General features: G+C 36.2%; 19 protein-coding genes, 4 tRNA genes and 3 pseudogenes. 4 read left to right on the top strand and 22 right to left on the bottom strand.

The window, feature by feature from the left end; translation table 11 throughout:
* The first annotated feature begins 61 nt into the window (after positions 1–61).
* The gene (locus V179_RS0117910; RefSeq protein WP_028392672.1) at positions 62–736 is read left to right on the top strand and encodes a GntR family transcriptional regulator; all 675 of its coding nucleotides are present in this window, start codon (positions 62–64) and stop codon (positions 734–736) included.
* Between the two features lie 98 nt (positions 737–834).
* Here V179_RS0117910 and V179_RS0117905 read toward each other — a convergent pair whose 3' ends face one another.
* Positions 835–1473, bottom strand: coding sequence for a FusB/FusC family EF-G-binding protein (locus V179_RS0117905; RefSeq protein ID WP_028392671.1), 639 nt, complete (start codon positions 1471–1473; stop codon positions 835–837).
* A 202-nt stretch (positions 1474–1675) separates the two neighbouring features.
* Positions 1676–1798, bottom strand: a pseudogene (locus V179_RS31360) (hypothetical protein); the annotation flags it as partial.
* Between the two features lie 837 nt (positions 1799–2635).
* Between V179_RS31360 and V179_RS0117895 the strand changes: the two are divergent.
* Entirely contained in the window at positions 2636–2995 is a 360-nt protein-coding gene (locus V179_RS0117895; RefSeq protein WP_028392670.1) for a DMT family transporter, read from the top strand.
* Between the two features lie 224 nt (positions 2996–3219).
* On the opposite strand, the gene V179_RS0117890 is transcribed toward V179_RS0117895, so the two are convergent.
* Positions 3220–3561 carry a zinc ribbon domain-containing protein YjdM gene (locus V179_RS0117890; RefSeq protein WP_028392669.1) on the bottom strand — a complete coding sequence of 114 codons (342 nt, stop codon included), beginning with the start codon at positions 3559–3561 and terminating at the stop codon, positions 3220–3222.
* 772 nt (positions 3562–4333) lie between these two features.
* Here V179_RS0117890 and V179_RS32240 point away from each other — a divergent pair.
* Positions 4334–4534, top strand: a pseudogene (locus V179_RS32240) (multicopper oxidase family protein); the annotation flags it as partial.
* 341 nt (positions 4535–4875) lie between these two features.
* Here V179_RS32240 and V179_RS0117880 read toward each other — a convergent pair.
* The 5 genes from V179_RS0117880 to V179_RS31790 form a co-directional block, all read right to left on the bottom strand.
* Positions 4876–5082 (bottom strand): hypothetical protein, encoded by a 207-nt coding sequence (locus V179_RS0117880; RefSeq protein ID WP_028392668.1) that lies wholly within the window; start codon positions 5080–5082, stop codon positions 4876–4878.
* Between the two features lie 221 nt (positions 5083–5303).
* A complete protein-coding gene (locus V179_RS0117875) occupies positions 5304–5741 on the bottom strand; it encodes a universal stress protein (protein WP_028392667.1) in 438 nt (145 codons plus the stop codon).
* Positions 5742–5842: 101 nt separating this feature from the next.
* Positions 5843–7201, bottom strand: coding sequence for a DHA2 family efflux MFS transporter permease subunit (locus V179_RS0117870; RefSeq protein WP_084552433.1), 1359 nt, complete (start codon positions 7199–7201; stop codon positions 5843–5845).
* A gap of 63 nt (positions 7202–7264) precedes the next feature.
* A complete protein-coding gene (locus tag V179_RS31795) occupies positions 7265–7549 on the bottom strand; it encodes an LmrA/YxaF family transcription factor (RefSeq protein WP_235179152.1) in 285 nt (94 codons plus the stop codon).
* 105 nt (positions 7550–7654) lie between these two features.
* The gene (locus V179_RS31790; protein ID WP_235179150.1) at positions 7655–7816 is read right to left on the bottom strand and encodes a TetR/AcrR family transcriptional regulator; all 162 of its coding nucleotides are present in this window, start codon (positions 7814–7816) and stop codon (positions 7655–7657) included.
* Between the two features lie 135 nt (positions 7817–7951).
* Between V179_RS31790 and V179_RS0117860 the strand changes: the two genes are divergently transcribed.
* Positions 7952–8455 (top strand): CarD family transcriptional regulator, encoded by a 504-nt coding sequence (locus V179_RS0117860; protein ID WP_028392665.1) that lies wholly within the window; start codon positions 7952–7954, stop codon positions 8453–8455.
* 176 nt (positions 8456–8631) lie between these two features.
* On the opposite strand, the gene V179_RS0117855 is transcribed toward V179_RS0117860, so the two are convergent.
* The 14 genes and pseudogenes from V179_RS0117855 to V179_RS0117785 all read right to left on the bottom strand — a co-directional run bounded on the left by V179_RS0117855 (position 8632) and on the right by V179_RS0117785 (position 19974).
* Positions 8632–9084, bottom strand: a complete 453-nt coding sequence (locus V179_RS0117855; RefSeq protein WP_034301946.1) for a MarR family winged helix-turn-helix transcriptional regulator — start codon at positions 9082–9084, stop codon at positions 8632–8634.
* Between the two features lie 442 nt (positions 9085–9526).
* Positions 9527–9898 carry an iron chaperone gene (locus V179_RS0117850; protein ID WP_028392663.1) on the bottom strand — a complete coding sequence of 124 codons (372 nt, stop codon included), beginning with the start codon at positions 9896–9898 and terminating at the stop codon, positions 9527–9529.
* Between the two features lie 96 nt (positions 9899–9994).
* A complete protein-coding gene (locus V179_RS32075) occupies positions 9995–10129 on the bottom strand; it encodes a hypothetical protein (RefSeq protein WP_268745209.1) in 135 nt (44 codons plus the stop codon).
* A 417-nt stretch (positions 10130–10546) separates the two neighbouring features.
* Entirely contained in the window at positions 10547–12349 is a 1803-nt protein-coding gene (glmS, locus tag V179_RS0117840; RefSeq protein ID WP_028392662.1) for a glutamine--fructose-6-phosphate transaminase (isomerizing), read from the bottom strand.
* Positions 12350–12748: 399 nt separating this feature from the next.
* A complete protein-coding gene (glmM, locus tag V179_RS0117835; protein WP_028392661.1) occupies positions 12749–14098 on the bottom strand; it encodes a phosphoglucosamine mutase in 1350 nt (449 codons plus the stop codon).
* Between the two features lie 47 nt (positions 14099–14145).
* The gene (locus V179_RS0117830; RefSeq protein WP_028392660.1) at positions 14146–15471 is read right to left on the bottom strand and encodes a CdaR family protein; all 1326 of its coding nucleotides are present in this window, start codon (positions 15469–15471) and stop codon (positions 14146–14148) included.
* Positions 15464–16285, bottom strand: a complete 822-nt coding sequence (gene cdaA / locus V179_RS0117825; protein ID WP_028392659.1) for a diadenylate cyclase CdaA — start codon at positions 16283–16285, stop codon at positions 15464–15466. Before cdaA ends, V179_RS0117830 begins: the two co-directional genes overlap by 8 nt.
* Before the next feature lie 181 nt (positions 16286–16466).
* Positions 16467–17809 (bottom strand): annotated as a pseudogene (locus tag V179_RS30180) (IS3 family transposase).
* 83 nt (positions 17810–17892) lie between these two features.
* Positions 17893–18507, bottom strand: coding sequence for an anti-sigma factor family protein (locus tag V179_RS0117810; RefSeq protein ID WP_028392657.1), 615 nt, complete (start codon positions 18505–18507; stop codon positions 17893–17895).
* A gap of 17 nt (positions 18508–18524) precedes the next feature.
* Positions 18525–19088 (bottom strand): RNA polymerase sigma factor SigW, encoded by a 564-nt coding sequence (sigW, locus tag V179_RS0117805; RefSeq protein ID WP_028392656.1) that lies wholly within the window; start codon positions 19086–19088, stop codon positions 18525–18527.
* 495 nt (positions 19089–19583) lie between these two features.
* Positions 19584–19659, bottom strand: a tRNA-Ala gene (locus tag V179_RS0117800).
* 24 nt (positions 19660–19683) lie between these two features.
* Positions 19684–19755, bottom strand: a tRNA-Gly gene (locus V179_RS0117795).
* An 8-nt stretch (positions 19756–19763) separates the two neighbouring features.
* A tRNA-Lys gene (locus V179_RS0117790) sits at positions 19764–19836 on the bottom strand.
* A 63-nt stretch (positions 19837–19899) separates the two neighbouring features.
* Positions 19900–19974: transfer RNA gene (locus tag V179_RS0117785), tRNA-Gln, on the bottom strand.
* Between the last annotated feature and the right edge of the window lie 92 nt (positions 19975–20066).

Raw genomic sequence — 20066 nt, 5'->3', positions numbered from 1 at the left:
GAGTCAACTTCAACATTATTCCATTATCATATTATCAACAATATTAAAAGGTGGTCATACGATGCCCATACCTACTAATTTCTCAATAAAACCTCGTGTATCTGCAAAAAAGCGTGCATTTAATCAAATACAGGAATGGATTATTGATGGTACTTTAATTCCAGGAGAAAAACTGAATGATGCCGACCTTGCACAAGCATTAGGTGTAAGTAGAACTCCTATTAGGGAAGCTTTGCAATTGTTAACCGTCCAAGGTTTCGTCGAAATGTATCCCGGAGTCGGCACGCAAGTCACCGCCTTAAAAAAAGAAGATGTTTCAAAAATTTTGCCTCCATTAGCAGTGTTACAAGCTTTGGCAGCAGAACTTGCAACATCTGTCATCAATCAAGAAACGATTCATTTGCTACGTGATATAAATACAAGATTTGCTCAGTCTATTAAAAATGGCGACTCTGACAATGCCTTAAAGTTGGATGAACAATTCCACAATATCATTGTAGAAAACGCGCACAATGAGTATATTTCAAGTTTAGTTTCCACGCTTCAGTCACATGTTTTTCGACTTTATTATCATTCATCGATTATTTTTACGAAACGTTCAATCGAAGAACATGAAGCAATTTTGAGTGCTTTTGAAGAGAAAAATAAAGTAGAAGCTGCTCGACTGGCGCGAGTCAATTGGCTTCATCCGGTTGAGTTTTTCTATTCAGAGCATAAAGATCAGACAAACAAATAAACCTAGCAATCCTTCTCATTTATTGATTAAACATCTGCAAAAATCGTCAAAAACCAGTTATCCACAAGGGAAACTGGTTTTTGACTGTTCTAACCATATTAGCGAGTAATTCGCTCAATAAAGTCATTTAATTTATCTAATGTGATGATATTCTGATTACATTTCTGACTATTTTCACATATATAGTTCCCTCTTTTAATAAATGTGCCAATTGCTAATCCTTTTGCTTCCGAAAGAAACATTCCTATTTCTTCGTGATGATTACACAGTGAACAAATGCCTTTTTTATTTATACTTTTAAATGTACCTTGTAAGCCAACCAGTTTATGATCGCGAAGAGCTACGATGTATTTTTTATTAGACCCCTTATCATTCCATCCTAAATATGAAATCTCTCTTAGATCCATGCTCTCGAGTACTGGTACTTTTAACTTCTTTGCTTTTGGAAATAATTTTTTAATCGTTTTGTCTGTTACTTCTTTAAATGGAATGACAAATGGTTTTACTTGTGATAGAAACTCTTCAGCTTTATCGTTATCTTTTATAGTACTGATCGGATCTAGTACCCGTCTTTGCTCTTCACTTAAGTCTCTAAACAAATGTAACACTTTTTCTTTAACGATTGACTTTAATGCAAGAAGTACATCATTGTCATTAACAGTCGCGTGGCCATTAATTAAAATCTGTAATTGCGCTTTAATGAAATTATACTGATCACTTTTAATAAAAGGTTCCATTTTCACCACTCCAGTTACTCTATTATATTACAGGCAAATCTGCCACGAAGCCGTCATATTAGAGAGCCTATTTCATTCTATTCATTTATAACCTTAAATTGCACACCCAACATAACAGCTAATTCCCCTTTTTACTTTAAAAGTTCAGCTTACTTTTTTCAATGTAGAAAATTACTAAGAAGCTAGCTTACCAGATAAAAGATGTTCCCCATTTTTGATAGGTCGTTTCTGGTTTAGGTATATAAATGGATTCTCTTTGAACATACTTTTGAATTTCTATATTCAGCTTTTCAGGCAAAATAGTGGTCGCATCTACAAATTTCATATCTGCCAGCTCCTTATTTTTTGTATGAATGAAAATAAGGTGCAAAACCAACTATTAGAAATGATATAAACTAAACTTGGGCGATATTAGATAAGCGTTCACCCCATACAAAGTATCGCCTTTCCATAGTAGGCTTTGCATGAGACGCTACAGATTTTGGCAACCAAGTTCCGTTTACCATTCCACATCATGTCCTTAAACGTTCTTAAGAGAAATAAAATCCCCATAGCCCATGCTTTCACTGGATTTCACCAAAATATCCAAATTGGTAAATTATGATATTTCAAGTTTACCATATGCTTCTTTTGTCGAAAACAAACAATTATTACTATCATTTCACCTGAGTTTCGTAACCATATTTCTTTGCCTGATCATGTCTAGGGACTTGAAAGAAACTCAAATGTTTGAAGTAATAAGGCCTCACTATTCGCACTCCTTACCCATTTTTTTTAAAAAATAATGTAGCAAATCTGATGGAATGAGATATTTGAATGACGGGCAAAAGGTTGTGGCTTTTTTCAATAGGTTACGTTAACGCTCCTTTTTGATTTTGGCACTATGTTGATTAGAGCGGTAGGCGTGAAACTCCTGCGGAAAGCAAACGGCTGAAACGGAAATCAACAGGAAAGTTTAATAGAGCCTTTCAATAAAAAATTGTTTCTCGTGGAACAATTTTTTATTGTATGTAAATTTTCAGCTTCGGTCACCCCACATATTTTTATACATTTATAACCAACAGGTAGTTATTGATAACTGTTATGTACTTCTTTCATGTATAATTCAAATATCACAATACAGACACTAGAGCGAATTTACACTTAATAAGGAGGAATGAATTTGTCTTGGGTTTATTTATGCCTAGCCATCTTTCTTGAAGTAGCAGGCACAATCAGTATGAAATTGTCTGAAGGATTCACTAAATTAACGCCAAGTATATTATTAGCTTTCTTTTACATTGGTAGTCTTAGTTTTTTAACGTTAGCACTAAAGACCATTGAAGTGTCAGTCGCATATGCAATTTGGTCTGGTATTGGTATCTTGATTATCACCTTCATCGGCGTATTTTTCTTTAATGAAAGCTTTAGTCTGCTAAAAGTTGTTTCAATACTTCTCATTATTATTGGTGTTATAACTTTAAACTTTACAGTAAGTCATGATACATCCAAAGATAGGCAGATAACAGAAAAGCAAAAATGAATTGCCCCATACATAATAAAAGAAGATGGAAGTATTTATATACAGGTAATTCCATATTTAAGTCTTTAAAAAAAATAAATGTCCATTAAAAACTAGCTTAATGGACATTCCTATTATCAATTATTTAGATGTTATGTGGTGACTATAATGAGAAACGAGGTTTTTATAGTGGAAGTGTTCAATAACACGCCTATTAGTATAGAAACTATTTCGGCTTGTTACTTTTAAACTTTTTTAACAAATTCAGATTTTAATTTCATTTCTCCAAAACCATCAATTTTGCAATCAATATCATGATCCCCATCAACTAAACGTATATTTTTTACTTTTGTTCCTATTTTTACAACCAATGAACTTCCTTTTACTTTAAGATCTTTGATTACTGTTACAGTGTCACCATCATTTAAGACGTTGCCATTTGCATCTTTAATTATCTTTTCATCTTCACTGTTATCAGTTTCTACTTCTAAAGTCCACTCATGACTACATTCAGGACAAACAAAAAGACTTCCATCTTCGTACGTGTATTCAGAATTACATTTTGGGCAATTTGGTAAATCAAACATTATTTCATTTCCTCCATTCGTGAATTGTTCCTTCTAATAGATAGGAATTATTTTCATTTCCTTTTTACACCTTCGTAAGAAAAGCAATTACGAACTTTTAATTATAGGCTAATAGACGTAACTTAAACAACTCTATGCTTTAAAAGGTATTACTTTTTGTAAATATAAATTCCCCTATAATAGGATGATACGGGTGCTCGCCGCCTAGTTCTTCAGCTAATCATATAATGTCCCCTCTATCTCGGCTCTCTTATGTTTAGGAGTCCATACGTTAAACCTGTTAGTCCGATAATTCCTTCCCTACCTTTTATTTCGATTTTCCATACAATGCCTCGTTTTTTCTTTGTAGTTCTTTGCACTCAACAAATTGTTTTGCTTGTTATAGTATCTTGTCCATAACAGCTTGTCACATCGTTATTAGAAAAGCAATTGAAGATGCCTAAAGCAACTTTATATGTAGAAATTAGAAAGAAACGCGAGAACAACATAGAATAGTTGTTGCACGTTTTGTATGTCTCCATTACATCTATAATGCGTGATAATACATTTATTACTGTGTACCAACCACCACCAACTTGTATCGTTTGACCTGTTGTAAAGTTTGATTGATCTATTTCTGCCTATTTTGCATAATCAGTGTTATCGGTATTGAAACATAAGAAATCCTTTTTAAAATTAGAAATCCTACATCTGGAATAAAGGGCTTGTACTATTTTTACCCTTTAGAAAGAGGGTAATTCTAATCAGCAGGTTATTAAGGAGCGGAAGTAGGATTCTCTCTAAGTTTGTAGATGAGCTCCCCATTTCCCCTATTTTAAAACCTCGATGGAAAGATCAGTTTTATACTTATTATGAAGTAAATATGACGGAATTTAAGCAATCACTACATAGTGAATTAAATGATACAACTGTATGGGGCTATGAAAGCAGCTATCCAGGACCTACAATTGAAGTAGAGATCGGAGAATCTGTAAAAAGTCATTATACTTTTCGATATTATCTTTGAAGAATCTATATTGTACAAAGAATTCAAAAAAGTTGTAGCTTTGGAATAAAGTTTTAATGAAAAGTATATTGAAAACGCTAATTCTATATAGAATTGAAAAAACGCATTTTGAACAAAATTTTATCAAAATGCGTTTTTACCATTTGTTAAAAAGATTCATTTTCACAAAAAGATTGATTAGTCAACGTCGTTTTTTCCTCTTATAAATAACATGTTTTATGACTCCCTCTACAAATGAAACAACGAAATACATTCCAAACAATGACACAATGAAACCGAGAAAGAAGCAAATGGTGACAAAGTATATTTTAGACATAATCCATATCGATCATTCCGTTGTTGAAGTCAGCAACACATTTAATAATCTTTCCAATTGCTCTCGGTTCACAAACCTTTTTAATTGCCAACTTTGCCATTCCGTCATAAACGTCCAGAGCCCTAACCCTTGAAACGTCTTGAATGGTTGTTGACGTTTCAATGAAATCCGTAAGCTCTGGAGGAGAAATTAACCTCATTCCATCCTCGTCCTTGTCCTCTTTTTGCTTCTCTCTCTGACTTTGTTTCAGTAGGAGAAAATGTAAACATCGCCCCCGATATCATAGTAGTGATTATCGAATCGTTCATTGACATTTCGTAAAGGATGTAGATTTGTTACATTTCTAGATTAGTTGCTATAAAAATCATACACGCTCTTTGATGTTTGGATAACCGAATCATTCAATTAAGGACCATACTATCACTCAGGTGTACGGATAACTAAAACGTCACATTTAGCTGAACGTACGATTGCTTCAGATACAGAACCAATTAAGAAACGTTCAACAGCATTCAGCCCCGTAGCACCACAGATAATTAAATCCGCCTCGACTAAGCTAGCAAGCTCTTTCGTGATGATCATTCTTGGAGAACCGTGTTCGATTACTACTTTTACGTTTTCAACATCTTCAGCCTCAGCTTGTGCCTTGTAGCCATTTAAAAGTTCCTCTGATCGATGCTGTGCACTTTCAACACTTGCACGTTCATAAGTCTCGAATGACCGAGTATCGACAACATTTACGATGTTTAATATGGAACCTTTGTTACGCTTTGCAACATCGATTGATTTACGAAATGCGTATTCAGCTTCTTTTGAACCGTCTACAGCTACTACAATACTTTTATAATGATTTGCCATATGTCATAATCTCCTTCTAACATGATTTGAGCTCTATTCAATGGGAATTCTACACCTTGTATAAAGGATCCGTTGTATTCATGTAAGATTTTGTCTTTAGATTAATGCTGGGGCTTTTTTAGGAAGAAAGACAGTACAACATTAATCACAGCTAATATTAAACCGATTGTAAAAACTAGTGATGATCCCACAGCCGCTGCTTGTGGCAAGTCATTCGCAGTTGTTGCTAAGTAACTCCCCTGTTTTGCTGAGAAAACCGATACCAATACTGCAATACCAATAGCGCCAGCTACTTGTTGGATTGTTTGAGTGATCGCAATTCCATCTGGATAGTATCGTTTAGGAAGCGAATTTAGCGTGTTTGTTTGAACTGAAGCAAGCACTGCCCCTATACCTAACATCATAACAATATGAGTTACCACAATCATCCATGTATCCGTTTCTGTACTAAATTGTGAATATAATACATAACCAATTGCTACTAAAATCGTTCCAGGTGTAATCACTGCTTTCGGGCCATATTTGTCAAATAATTTACCAATGGATGGAGCTAATATACAGTTAAGTAAGCTACCTGGTAGAAGGATAAGACCTGTTGTAAAAGCAGCCATTAATAAAGCCATTTGCATATACATTGGTAAAATGACCAGCATTGACATCATATTAAAAAAAGTAATAAAACTCATTATGACACCAAGAACAAAGAGTGGAGTTTTAAATGCCCTTAGATTCATCGTAGGAGTCTCCATTTTTGTTTGGCGAATCGCAAAAAGAATGAGTGCTATCAATCCAATGATAATTGTTCCTAAAACCGTTGCACTTGTCCAACCGTGAACACCAGATACACTAAATCCGTATACAATACCACCGAATGCAATCGTCGAAAGTATAACAGATAGTGTGTCAATCGAAACCTTACGTACTTCATTCACATTCGTTAAATATATTTGTCCGAAAATAAGTGAAAACAGTAAGAAAGGTACTGTAACCCAGAAAATCCAATGCCATGTTAATGTATCTAAAATAAGTCCTGCTACTGTTGGACCTAGTGCTGGGCCGGCTAACATAACTAATCCCATGAGCCCCATAGCGCCACCACGTTTATTTGGAGGGAAGATGGTAAAAATAACATTTTGCGTTAAAGGTAAAGTAATGGCTAATCCTGCTGCTTGAATAATACGTGCCACCAATAAAACACTAAATGTTGGTGCTACTGCTGCTAAAATCGCACCGATAAGGGCTAACAATATAGCAGTCATAAACATTTGTCTTGTTGTAAATTTTTGCATCAAAATACCTGTTACTGGTATTAAAATACCTAATGTTAAGAAATAACCTGTTGCTAGCCACTGAATCGTTGTGGGATCGGCACTGAATATTTTACTTAATTCTGTAAAGGCAATGTTTAATGCCGTTTCACTAAAAAGTCCAACAAACCCTGCCACTAAAAGAGCAGCCATGATCGGGCCTGTTTTGATCTGTTGTTGCGTTGTCGGAAGTGTTTTGGCTTGTGTATTCACTTATTAAAACTCCTTTAATAAATTTGGTAATCCCTGAGAAATAATTTTTAGTGGTTCACTTGTTTTATTGGTTAAACAAAGCATGATTCCACCCTCGATAGAAGCCGTCATCATTAAAGCAATTGAATTAGCCGTTTCTATCGAAAACCCATCCGCTACTAATTTGTTCGAATAAATCCCTTGAATCTTTGTGTAAAGGTCCGAACAAGCATTTAGGACTGGTTCACTTAGTGCCGCCGCTAACGATGCTGCTAAATGTATAACTAGTAATCGTACCTTCTCGCTCAAAGTTGGCTACTAATTTCTCAATCATCTTCTTTGTGGCTTCTTGAGTGGTTAGATATCGGTTGAAAATTACCTCGGTATCTGTAGTAATCGCTTCATCTATGTTCTTCAAGCGATGAGTAATTCTTCTTTTCCATTCGGAAAATGATGATAGTGCGCACCTTTTGTAATAGTACAGGCTTTTAAGATTTCGTTTACTCCTACACCTATATATCCTTTCTGCTGAAAAAGATTTGTCGCGATTTTGATTATCAGCGATTTTGTATCCATTTCCGTAGCACACCCCCACATACCAACCGGTCTGTTTAATATATCAAAAATTTTTTATTAACGTCAACTAAATTGACAATATTTTTTCACTGAGCTATTATCAACTTAGTTGACAATAAACACTAGGAGGAACAAATGTTCAATATTGGAGATTTAATCATCTATTCCGCACATGGCATTTGTAAAATTGATGATATTTGCGAAAAAACAGTTTCAGGTATTACAAGACCTTATTACGTATTACATCCTATAGAGAATAATCATCAATTAACAATAAGTACCCCTATTAATAATGATAAGGTAGTCATGCTTGAACTAATCCATCAAGAGGACGCCGATGAAATACTTGAATCTTTTAAAAACACTGGGATAAAATGGATTGACAAACCTAACATTCGTCACGATATATATTTCGATCTAGTAAATACAGGTGATCGAAAAGAAATTGCTAAAGTTGTAAATACGCTGATGCGAAAAAAAATTGAGGTTGAACTTGAGGAAAGAAAATTTTATGAACAAGATCGTAAACTTTTGGACACTACACAAAATATACTATTTAAAGAATTAGCTATTTCATTGAACACTACTTTTGAAGAAATAAGTGTAAAGGTAATAAGGTTGATAAAGGGAATTAAATAGGAAGAATCTTTTATTCTTTAAAATAGAATGGCCCTATTGAAATGAAATATTCTATAGGACCATTGTTTTCTATTCTATTTAACTTCCACTTTGATATAATCCAGCTCTAAAAAAGTCTACTGTTCTAAAGAACATACATCCATATTTTTGACGAATACAGCATTTATCTTCCTCTGTTAAATTCCCCAATCTAACTTTAATAGATCTTTAAGAATAGTTACTTGCTCACTACCTATTTTTTCTGCAATTTTATTTTCAAGCTGGGCTTTAAGGGCGGCGTTTTTTTCGTAGCACTCTTCTCCTAATGCCGTTAACTGGATACACTTCTCTTTCTTATTGTTTTCCAGATTTAGGATTTCAACTAATCCTTTTGCAGAAAGATTTTTGATAAACTTATGTATCGCCTGGCGAGAAATTTCTACATTTTTTGTAACATACGAAATGGTCGGTCGCTTTTTATAAACCCTAGCCATGATATACCATTCAGAATTTGAAATATAAATCTCACTTTTATCATTCCAGGCTTTCTCTGAAATTCTTCGGACCAAACTATGACGCTCACTTAATAAATCTATAAGATCTAAATTTTGTAATTCAGAGTTTGAAGTCAAACGATTCACTCCAATCATAATCTTCGCCACTTACTATACGAAATCCGCTATTGGATGTCAATTTGGTTGACTTCTAATAGCTTATAAAAGGCCTATGAATGGGGTAATTCTCGTAAGAAATATTGGAGAATAGCCAAAAGTCCAAATCTCCAAAGAACCCTCACAAATTCCTACTAGAAGATACAAGGGTTGAAAAGTCCCTGTGTGAGATATTCACAACTACGTCAGACATAAATGGAACCGCCGCATACGTAACCGTACATACGGTGGTGTGAGAGGTCGGGAGTAAATCACTCCCCCCTACTCGATTTGTTAGAAATCCTTTGATTCACTTGATTCATATTCTTCGAAATCCTCAAATTCATCATCAACTACGATAGGGTGAGGATTATCTTGAATGAATCTAACAGCATTTAGTGGACCTATTCGGGGTTCAGTTCATCCTTAATAATCCATATGTTTATTTCCGCCAAAAAGTTGAACAGTCTGCCTTATCCAAAATATTAAACTCGATCATTTTTTCAAGTAATGAGAAATCAACCGGACTATCCCACGGGATACGTACCAACTGCTTGGTGTGATCATAGCCAGCCTGCACAATTTCATCAGAAAAATGATTAATCCCTGCACTTTCAGGGGCAACAGCCAAATGTTTTTTAGCTATGCTAAAACCAATAATAAATGTGCCATGATCGGTAAACATAGGCTGATTCCACGCAATTTTGGGCTTTAAATTTGGAAATTGCCTAGTTACCCAAGCCAAAACTTCTTCCGTTCGGTCCCGATGTTGTAGGTCATCAATCTGAGCTACGTATTCTGCCAAAACTTCCATGTCGTTCTCTCCTCAAATAAAATTTATTTTTATAGGATGTAATTTTTCATGCCATTACACCATTCGCAACCTCATCCGTATCATCATCAATATGAATTAAATCGCCATCTTCACATTTTCTAAATTTAATGCCTTATGGCTTTCTTTCAACAGTCCGCCATAGGAAATCAATTGTTTATAAGCCAGCGCCTTATCCAAGTCTTTAACCATTTGAATATTTTCTGGTGTCACTCAATTACCTCGAATGACATCCGTATCTTTGACAGGATACTTAGGCACCTTAAAAATTTCCTTTTGTTCAGCAATAGTTTTTTACTTCTTCTTCAATTTCGATAAAGTCCGCAGACTATTATTTAGGTTTAACTTTTTCTATATGCACAATCGGTTTGTAAACTAACCTCATTGTGCTGCAATTACCTAATAATCGGTTTGATCGATGATATTGAACGACTTTATTGTCACTGCACACCATTTCCTATTCCTCGGCCTTCTTTAATCCTCTTATCAACTTTAGATGTTCTCATTCTTTTAGACATAAAAAACACCCCTTTAGATAATCATATCCAACGGGGTGTAGCCGTGCAACTTTTGTACAAACGGTATAACTTTATTTAACATCCACAATCACATTAACTTATATTCCTAAACTTACTCCACTGTAACGCTTTTCGCTAAGTTACGTGGTTTATCTACGTCACATTCGCGGTGAAGCGCTGCGTAGTAGGCAATGAGTTGGAGCGGTATAACAGAGACAAGAGGTGTTAATAATTCATGAACAGCAGGGATGACAAAGCGATCTTCTGCTTCTTCCAAGCCTTTCATTGAAATAATGCATGGATTTGCTCCACGGGCTACGACCTCTTTGACGTTGCCGCGGATGCTCAAATTGACACTCTCTTGAGTGGCAAGCGCAATAATCGGTGTTCCATCTTCAATTAAGGCGATGGTTCCGTGCTTTAATTCGCCGCCTGCAAATCCTTCTGCTTGGATATATGAAATTTCTTTAAGTTTCAGTGACCCCTCAAGGCCAACATAATAATCTAATGAACGCCCGATAAAAAATGCATTGCGTGTAACAGACAAATATTCACGAGCGATTGCTTCAAATTCTTCTTTCGAGTCACAAAGTGCTTCCATGGCTGTTCCGATAATCCCAAGTTCTTTTACAAGATCAAATTCAACCGGCTGGTTACGGAATTTAGCCGTTACATTAGCTAAAATGGCCAGTACAGCAATTTGTGCAGTATAAGCTTTCGTTGAAGCAACAGCAATTTCAGGACCTGCATGTAATAGCAATGTGTAATCAGCTTCACGTGACAATGTCGAGCCAGGAACGTTTGTAATCGTGAGGGCCTTATGTCCAAGTTCTTTAATAGCTACGAGTACGGCACGACTATCAGCTGTTTCACCGCTCTGTGAGATAAAGATAAATAGCGGTTTTTCTGAAAGCAATGGCATATTGTAGACAAATTCAGAAGCAACATGGACCTCAACTGGAATCTTCGCCATTTTTTCTATGAATTGTTGTCCAATTAAGCCTGCATGATAACTTGTTCCGCACGCAACGATATAAACACGGTCTGCTTCACTCACTGCTTCAGCAATATTGTAATCAATGGTAAGCTTGCCTTCTTCATTCTGATAAGCTTGAATGATTTTACGCATAACAGCAGGCTGCTCATCAATTTCTTTCAACATATAGTGAGGATACGTGCCTTTTTCAATATCACTTGCATCCAGTTCTGCCGTGTAAGGGGAACGAGTCATTTCTAGACCTTCCAAGTTCTTAATTGTGATATTTTCCTTTGTTACGATGACTACCTCTTTATCCATCAATTCTACATATTGATCGGTTACTTGAATCATCGCCATAGCATCAGAAGCAACAACATTAAAATCATCACCTACACCAATAAGCAACGGGCTTTTATTTTTTGCAACGAAAATCGTGTCGTCATTTTGGTTATCTAGTAATGCAAGTGCATAAGATCCTTTTAAAAGCTTAAGGGTTGAAATAAAGGCAGCTTCAACATCCTGTCCTTCATTAACGAACTTCTCAATGAGCTGAACGATAACTTCTGTGTCAGTATCGCTGTTAAACGCTACTCCAGCCAAATAGTCGCGTTTTAGGATTGCATAGTTTTCGATCACTCCATTATGAACCAATGTCAATCGTCCTGAAGTACTTTGATGTGGGTGAGCATTCTCATGGTTCGGTACACCATGGGTTGCCCAGCGTGTATGGCCAATCCCTGTATTTGCAGCTACCGTTACATCTACAACTCCACGAAGATCTGCAATCCGTCCTTTTTCCTTAAAGACTTGCACACTTGATTTATTTTTGAGTGCAATCCCAGCAGAATCATAGCCTCTATATTCAAGTTTTTCTAAGCCTTTTAATAAAATTTCCTTTGCATCTTGATTACCAATATATCCAACAATTCCGCACATAATTTGTTCCTCCAGAAATCAGCAAGGGAACAAGAATGCTGGGGGGCATGCTTGCCCCCTTGTCTCTAATATTTTTTATGTGCATTTCCGATCCTTTGTGCAGCAAGTTGCCCTGCTGTTTTAAAATCGAAATTCTTGCGGCTATACACATTTAGCCGGGAGGCATCCGCCGAAATATCGATAAACCTCCACCTCGTCAACTAAGCCATATCGTCCGAGCTTAGTCCTGGCGCTTATGTTCGTACTGACACAATCCTCCTTCCATGGTTATTTCCCCATTCTTGTAAAAACAGGATAATCATAACCTAAACATTAGGATCCGTCAATCATATTGTTAAACTCTTGCTTTTATAAAAATATGCATAAGAGAAATAAACGTTCCTCTTATGCATACTTGTTTTATTCTTTAAGCCCCATCTCCGCTTTCACAACTGCTACAATGCGGTCTACATACTGATTACATTGTGTGGCATCAGGAGCTTCCGCCATTACACGGACCAATGGTTCTGTTCCAGATGGGCGGACCAGAATCCTTCCGTTCCCATTCATTTCTGCTTCTACTTCAGAAATAATCTCCTGAACTTTAGCGTTTTCCGTCACACCATGCTTATCAGTGACACGGACATTTACTAGTGTTTGCGGATATTTCTTCATTTCAGTAGCAAGCACAGATAATGGCTTTTTTGTCATTTGGAGAATACTAACAAGCTGCACACCAGTCAACAAGCCATCCCCTGTTGTATTGTAGTCTAAGAAAATAATATGGCCAGACTGTTCTCCGCCTAAGTTATAGCCGCTTTTCTTCATTTCTTCCACTACATAACGATCGCCAACAGCGGTTTGAACACTTTTAATACCAATTTCATCTAACTTTTTATAGAAACCTAGATTACTCATTACCGTTGAAACAACCGTACCGTGTTTTAATCGATTTTCTTCATGCAAGTATTTCGCACAAATATACATAATTTGGTCGCCGTCAACAATATTTCCTTTTTCATCAATGGCAATCAGACGGTCTCCATCGCCATCAAATGCTAATCCAATGTCTGCACCCTTTTCTAGTAAAAATTGCGAAAGGGCTTCTGGATGAGTAGACCCAACGCCGTCATTTATATTTAATCCATTCGGTGAAGCACCCATTGTAGAAATATCCGCATCTAAATCGGCAAATAAATGAGCAGCAAGTGAAGAGGTTGCACCATGTGCGCAATCCAAGGCTACGTGAATCCCTGTGAAATCTTCATCAACCGTTTGTTTCAAATATTGAAGGTATTTCTGACCGCCTTCAAAGTAATCATTTACATGTCCCAAATCTCCACCTACAGGACGTGGTAGATGATCTGTTTCTAAATCAATTAAATCCTCTATCTCTTGCTCTTGATCATCTGAAAGTTTAAAACCATCTGGTCCAAAAAATTTAATTCCGTTATCAGCTACCGGATTGTGGGAAGCAGAAATCATTACACCCGCTTCTGCACTTAAGGCTTTCGTCAAGTAAGAAACACCTGGTGTTGAAATAACTCCAAGACGCATAACTTCGGCTCCAATGGATAATAGTCCTGCTACCAAGGCTCCTTCAAGCATATGACCAGAAATACGAGTATCACGGCCGATCAATACTTTAGGTCGCTCCGTATTCTTAGTTAAAACATATCCTCCAAATCGACCTAGTTTAAATGCCATTTCAGGTGTTAATTCACTATTCGCAACTCCTCTAACCCCATCCGTTCCAAAATATTTTCCCATTACAATTCGCTCCTTCTTCAAATGATTCCTAAGAGGAATACATCACATTATGTCTCGTCTTTTTTTATACTCGATATCGATATTGATGCCTGTTTGTTTTGCAGTTCCCAGGTTATTGAAGATGGAGCATTGACTTGAATATCTAAATTATGCTCACCTTCTTCCAAATCCGCTGCTTTAATCGAAAGCTGTAGATTGGACTCATTCACCTTTTTCAATTCATCTTCAGGTCCTTTTATAAGGATACTTGTAACACCATCTGTTGGTGATAAAAATTCCAATTGCTTCTCAGCTGGCAATCCAATCGCTTGAATTTTAAGATTAGAAATGGTCTTCGTCTTCATTTGTACAGAAGTTTCTTGATCTTTTGGCTGTTCCATTTCTTGATTGCTCGGCGGGCTTTCCTCTTTTACAACAGGATCTGTCTGAATTCTCACTTTCACCATTTCTCTAGAAATCCTTTGAACATTATCGGGGACAGTAATCGGCAAGTCAAGTTCTTTGTCACCGACGATATTTGATACATCAACGGGTACCTTCACTTCTTTTATATTTTGCAACACTGATGCTTTACCATAAAGTACAACTTCCTTCTGATCAGCAGTAACACTTTTTATCTTAAGATCGTTTCTTACATTACCAGTTTGAACAAGTATAATTGGAACAGTTTTGGAAGAAATATTTACCTTTAACGTAAAGCGTACACTAGCAGGCTCAATGATCACATTTAACTTATTCAAGTCTCGATCCAGTGCGCGAACGGTCGCTTGTCCATTGACAGTATCTTTTACATCTTTATTTAACTCGAGCATTGCTTTCACATAAGCAATCTGATTAATCGTGTCCTTTGCCCCTGTAATCTTCACAGTTTGTGGTTTAATAACTAAAGACTCTGTCGTATAGCCATCTTTTAGATTTGCTCGATTATAGTCTGGTTCTACTGAAAACTCTTCTGTCACCCGTTCTTGGACGTTCACAGTTACATATCCAGGATCGATTTTGGCTTTCAACTTTTCACTTAAATCCATGATCTTAATTGGCACTTTTTTATCGCCCATTGTTATGTCTGGATCTGAAAGGTCAATGTATACTTTAAAATCCCGTTTACTTTTTGCAGACATCAATACAGGCTTAACACCTGTTAATGTAATATCAACAGTTTCCGGTGCTCCAGTAACAACAAGATTTTTTTGATCATAGTATACTTCTACCGGTACATCCTTAATTATTTCAGTATCATTTTCCCCAGGGGTAGATGTATCTGCTTTTCCTAGTTTCGAATTAGGCACAAAGTTAACAGAAATAAATAAAAGAGCAGCGATTGCAAACGCAATAATTCGAGTGAACCATATGCTGTTCATGAATTTATCCATTTTTCTTCCCCCTCAAATTCCATCGTCCTGAGGAAGTTGCCTTCGTGTCATCAACAAGCTCCTTTGTCAACATTTCCTTGAATGTCTCTAGACTGAGCTCACGATAAAGCTCTCCATTTTTTGTTATGGAGATTCCACCGGTTTCCTCGGATACAATCACTGTGATACAGTCTGTTACCTCACTTATTCCAATTGCCGCCCTATGCCTTGTTCCAAGTTCCTTTGATATGAAAGGACTTTCTGATAGCGGCAAATAACAGGCTGCAGCTGCCAACTGATTTTCCTTTAGTATGACTGCACCGTCATGTAATGGAGTATTAGGGATGAAGACATTAATTAATAACTCAGACGAAATATGTGATCCTAATGGTATGCCTGTCTCGATGTAGTCAGTTAAACCTGTATCCTTTTCAATCGAAATCAATGCTCCAATTCTTCGCTTTGCCATGTAGGAGGTAGCCTTTACAATTTCCTCTACTAAACGGTCCTGCTCTTCTTGCTCTTGAACAATACTCCTTGAAAAAAATTTCCCTCTGCCCAGCTGCTCAAGTGCTCGCCTTAATTCAGGTTGAAAAATAATAATGGTAGCAAGAACTCCCCAGTCCATGACTTGCTCCATAAGCCATCCAAGCGTATTAAATCCAAGCAAATTACTTAAACTGTGTACGACAACAATGACAAATATCCCTTTAAGCAGTTGAATTGCCTTTGTTCCTTTAATAACAACTAATAATTTATATATGACAAACCATACAAGGACAATATCGATAATATTTATGAAATAATCCAGGAAAGTAAAGTTGGATAATGACATGTTACTTCCTCCAGTCGGTGATACTCTAAAACCATTCATCGTAACTAACTTAGTATACCATGTATTTTCTAATACTTCTAAAGAATGTATACGTTCTAATTGAGCCATTTTCCTGAATACAAATCATAGCCAAAAAGCCCTGCATACAATGAACTGACCCAATGCTGTTAGACATAAAATTTTATGCAACATCCAAGACCTGAGTTCGGTATTCTACCGGACTTAGGTCTTTTAATTTTTCCTTCATTCGTTTGTGATTGTAATATTAGATATAGTCCATCCAACCCTTGTTCGAAATGCTCCATACTTTCAAACTCTTGCAGATAAAGTAGCTCAGATTTTAATAAGCCAAAGAAATTTTCCATGACCGCATTATCAGTGACATACTTTGCGTAATATTGTGTTGCTCTAATGATTTTTGATACTTCTTCATCTGATAATGCCATCCTTTCCGAGTGAAGAAAAAATTTCAACTCCTGGGTGAAGGCGTGTAAAAGCTTGCTCTAACATATCACCATTAAGTTGGTAAACAGGACCACGCATTACGGTATATGCAATATTTTCGCCATTACATAAATCTAATACTGGTGATAAATAACGTTTCTCCCCAAATAAGTGGAATTCAGTTACATCTGTTACCCATTTTTGATTCATTTTCACTGCGTTGAAATTACATTGTAATAAATTTGGGGCGATTTTACCCGCATCTCCTTTATAAGAGCGATTCTTTTCATACTTACCATACACTTTAATCCAATTTCATTCCTAAACAATTTATCGTTTTCGGATCATGTCGGAAACCTCTTTTACGTAGCTCTTTAGCCATACGACGATAGCCATAACGGCCTTTATGTTCATTATAAATGTCTTTGATAGCTACTTTTACTTTCACATATTTATCAGCTTGAATTAACCGTATTTCAATAATAATACATGCTACGTGGAATGGAAGCGACTTCAACTAAATCCACGATACTATACTGATTCTTTAGTTCAAAAATTACTTGCACTTTGATTTTTTTTGTAATTTTTCCTGCATTTGAACTAAAGCGTTCAACTTTTCTAGATAGGCATTCCCCATTTCTAAATGCGCGATTCTTGCTTGTAGTGCTTCAACTGCACTTTCAACTGGTACAGGTGTTTGCGATTCGATTTTCTTTGTTTATTTTTTCACGGTGGGACTCCCCTTTTTCTTTGGTAGTAGGGCATCCGGTCCACCATTTTCAAATTTCTTTCTCCACGTACTAATCGAGGAGATGGAATATTAAAAATAGCAACTACATCATAAGAGGACATGCCCTTTTCGTTCATAAAATTAAGTATATCCAGTTTAAACTGTTGAGAATAACTTGTATAGGATTTGATAAATCCTTCTGAACCATTATGGTTCTAATTGTTTAACCCAATTGGAAATAGTCATTTGGTCTATATGAAAAGAAACTGCAATTTCTCTCGATAACTTTCATGTCCGTTTAAATATCGTTAAACCGCATTTAATTTATCTCCAGCTGTGTATTTAGCCATAAAAAAACACCCCGTAAATGTTAGTCACCTAACATTTACGGGGCAGTTCAATAAAAATAGGGCTTCATATTTTTGTTTTTTGGTTAGTCCCCATCCAACTGAAATAAAGCTTCTCCTGTATCTTTTATGTTAAACCAAAGCCATTCAAACATTTGATCAATTACGTAAATTTGACCGGTAACATTACCTGCCGAAGCCATGTATTGCTTACCATTTATAACTGTTACATTGCCCTTGACTTCTCCTTCAATACGAATGTCCCCGTTTTTGACGACTACATCCCCGTTAACAACTTCGCCAGCAGGTACAATGACGGTTTCATTGTCTACTACTAAATTATTTTGTTTTGATACTGAGAAAGTTTCATCCTGATTCCATGTTGAGAACAGTGATCCTGCCATTAAAATAATAAATAATGAAGCTGCTGTTAACAATGGATGATTCCTCATCCATCGCTTGGCACTAATATTTTTCTTTTCTTTAGGAAGACTCGCCTTTACTCGTTCTGTAAAATTGTCAGGAGCTTTAATATGCGACGTACTTTGTACTAGCGCTACTGCTTTCTTCATTTCATGAAAATATGTGCGACACTCTTCACAGTCCTGTAAATGTTTTCTCAAAGATTCTTCGTCTTCAGCACTTATTTCTTCATCTAAATAATTGTGCATATATTCATAAACTTCATCAGGACATTTCATTCTTTCTTCACCTTCTTTTATAAATGGCGCATTTGTTTTCTTAATGCCTCTCGACCTCTATGTATTCTCGTTTTTACCGTACCAATTGGCAAATCTAAGATCTCACTGATTTCCTTTAAGGATAATTCTTCGATATACTTCAATACAATCACGGATCGATACTTTTCTGGCAATTTGAGAATTTCAGCTTGAATCGTTTCTTGCAGCTCTAGCGATTCTAACTGTTCTTCTGGTAATGCAACTTCAGCTGCAATTTGAGAATACATGTCCAGGCCATCAGTACCCGCAACTTCCGCATCTAAAAAATAATCAGGTTTCTTCTTTCGTATCCGATCTATGCATAAATTTGTTGCAATCCTGTAAATCCAGGTCGAGAACTTCATTTGAATATTAAATCGATGTATATTTACATATGCCCTCACAAAGGCTTCTTGAGCCATGTCTTCAGCTTCGTGACGATTGCCTAACATTCGAAAGCAAAGTTGGAAGACTTTATCTTTATATAGCTCAACAACTTCACCGAAAGCATTTTGATCGCCTTTTAATACTTGATGTATCCTCTGCTTAACAATTAACTCCATTTATTTACCCCCGCTCATGCGGCTATACGATACGTATACGAATCGCAAGCTAAAAGGTTCCCTAAAACATTACTATTATTTTAACAAACTTTAACAAAATGTGTTTAATTAATTCCATTAATAGAAATATAAAGGATGTACACTTGTAATTGATGTCTAGAGGTTATCTAAAACTTATTCGTCTAAATCTCCAGATATAAATAAATGGATAATATGGCCACCGAGTTATTAGTTTAGATGCTTTCATTAAGGTTATACAAGCTATGTGCCCATGCACTTATTCCTGATTTTTTGATTAAAATTGAAGAATGAATGTAATTAAATAATCTGGATCAAGAGAGACAAAGTAAGTGATTTGCTTAAAATAATAGTTCAATCAGTGGAGATTTTACTTCCTATTAATGCCGGATAATTAATTTTACAATGTTTTTTAGAAAATAAAAAAGTCTTAAGCTATATGGCTTAAGACGTAAATGTAGTGATATGTAAATTAGGTGGTGGAGCCTAGCGGGATCGAACCGCTGACCTCCTGCGTGCAAGGCAGGCGCTCTCCCAGCTGAGCTAAGGCCCCTTAATATAAAATTTTAGTTTTTAGAGCGGAAGACGGGATTCGAACCCGCGACCCCAACCTTGGCAAGGTTGTATTCTACCACTGAACTACTTCCGCAATTAAAATGAGCCATGCAGGATTCGAACCTGCGACCCTCTGATTAAAAGTCAGATGCTCTACCAACTGAGCTAATGGCTCGAATATGACATACTGAGAAAATCTATATTTATTTGTTTAAATTTATATACAATGCTATATAAATGGCTGGGCTAGAAGGATTCGAACCTTCGCATGACGGAATCAAAATCCGTTGCCTTACCGCTTGGCTATAGCCCAATAATCTTGCTTTTTGACAAAAAAATAGGTGGTAATCATATACTTCCCTGACAAGGAGAATATATAACTAACCAACAAATAATTTTTTATAA

It is taken from the genome of Bacillus cihuensis (assembly GCF_000504145.1).
Lineage (GTDB): Bacteria > Bacillota > Bacilli > Bacillales > DSM-1321 > Peribacillus > Peribacillus huizhouensis.
This window is presented reverse-complemented; position numbering and strand designations above follow the sequence as displayed.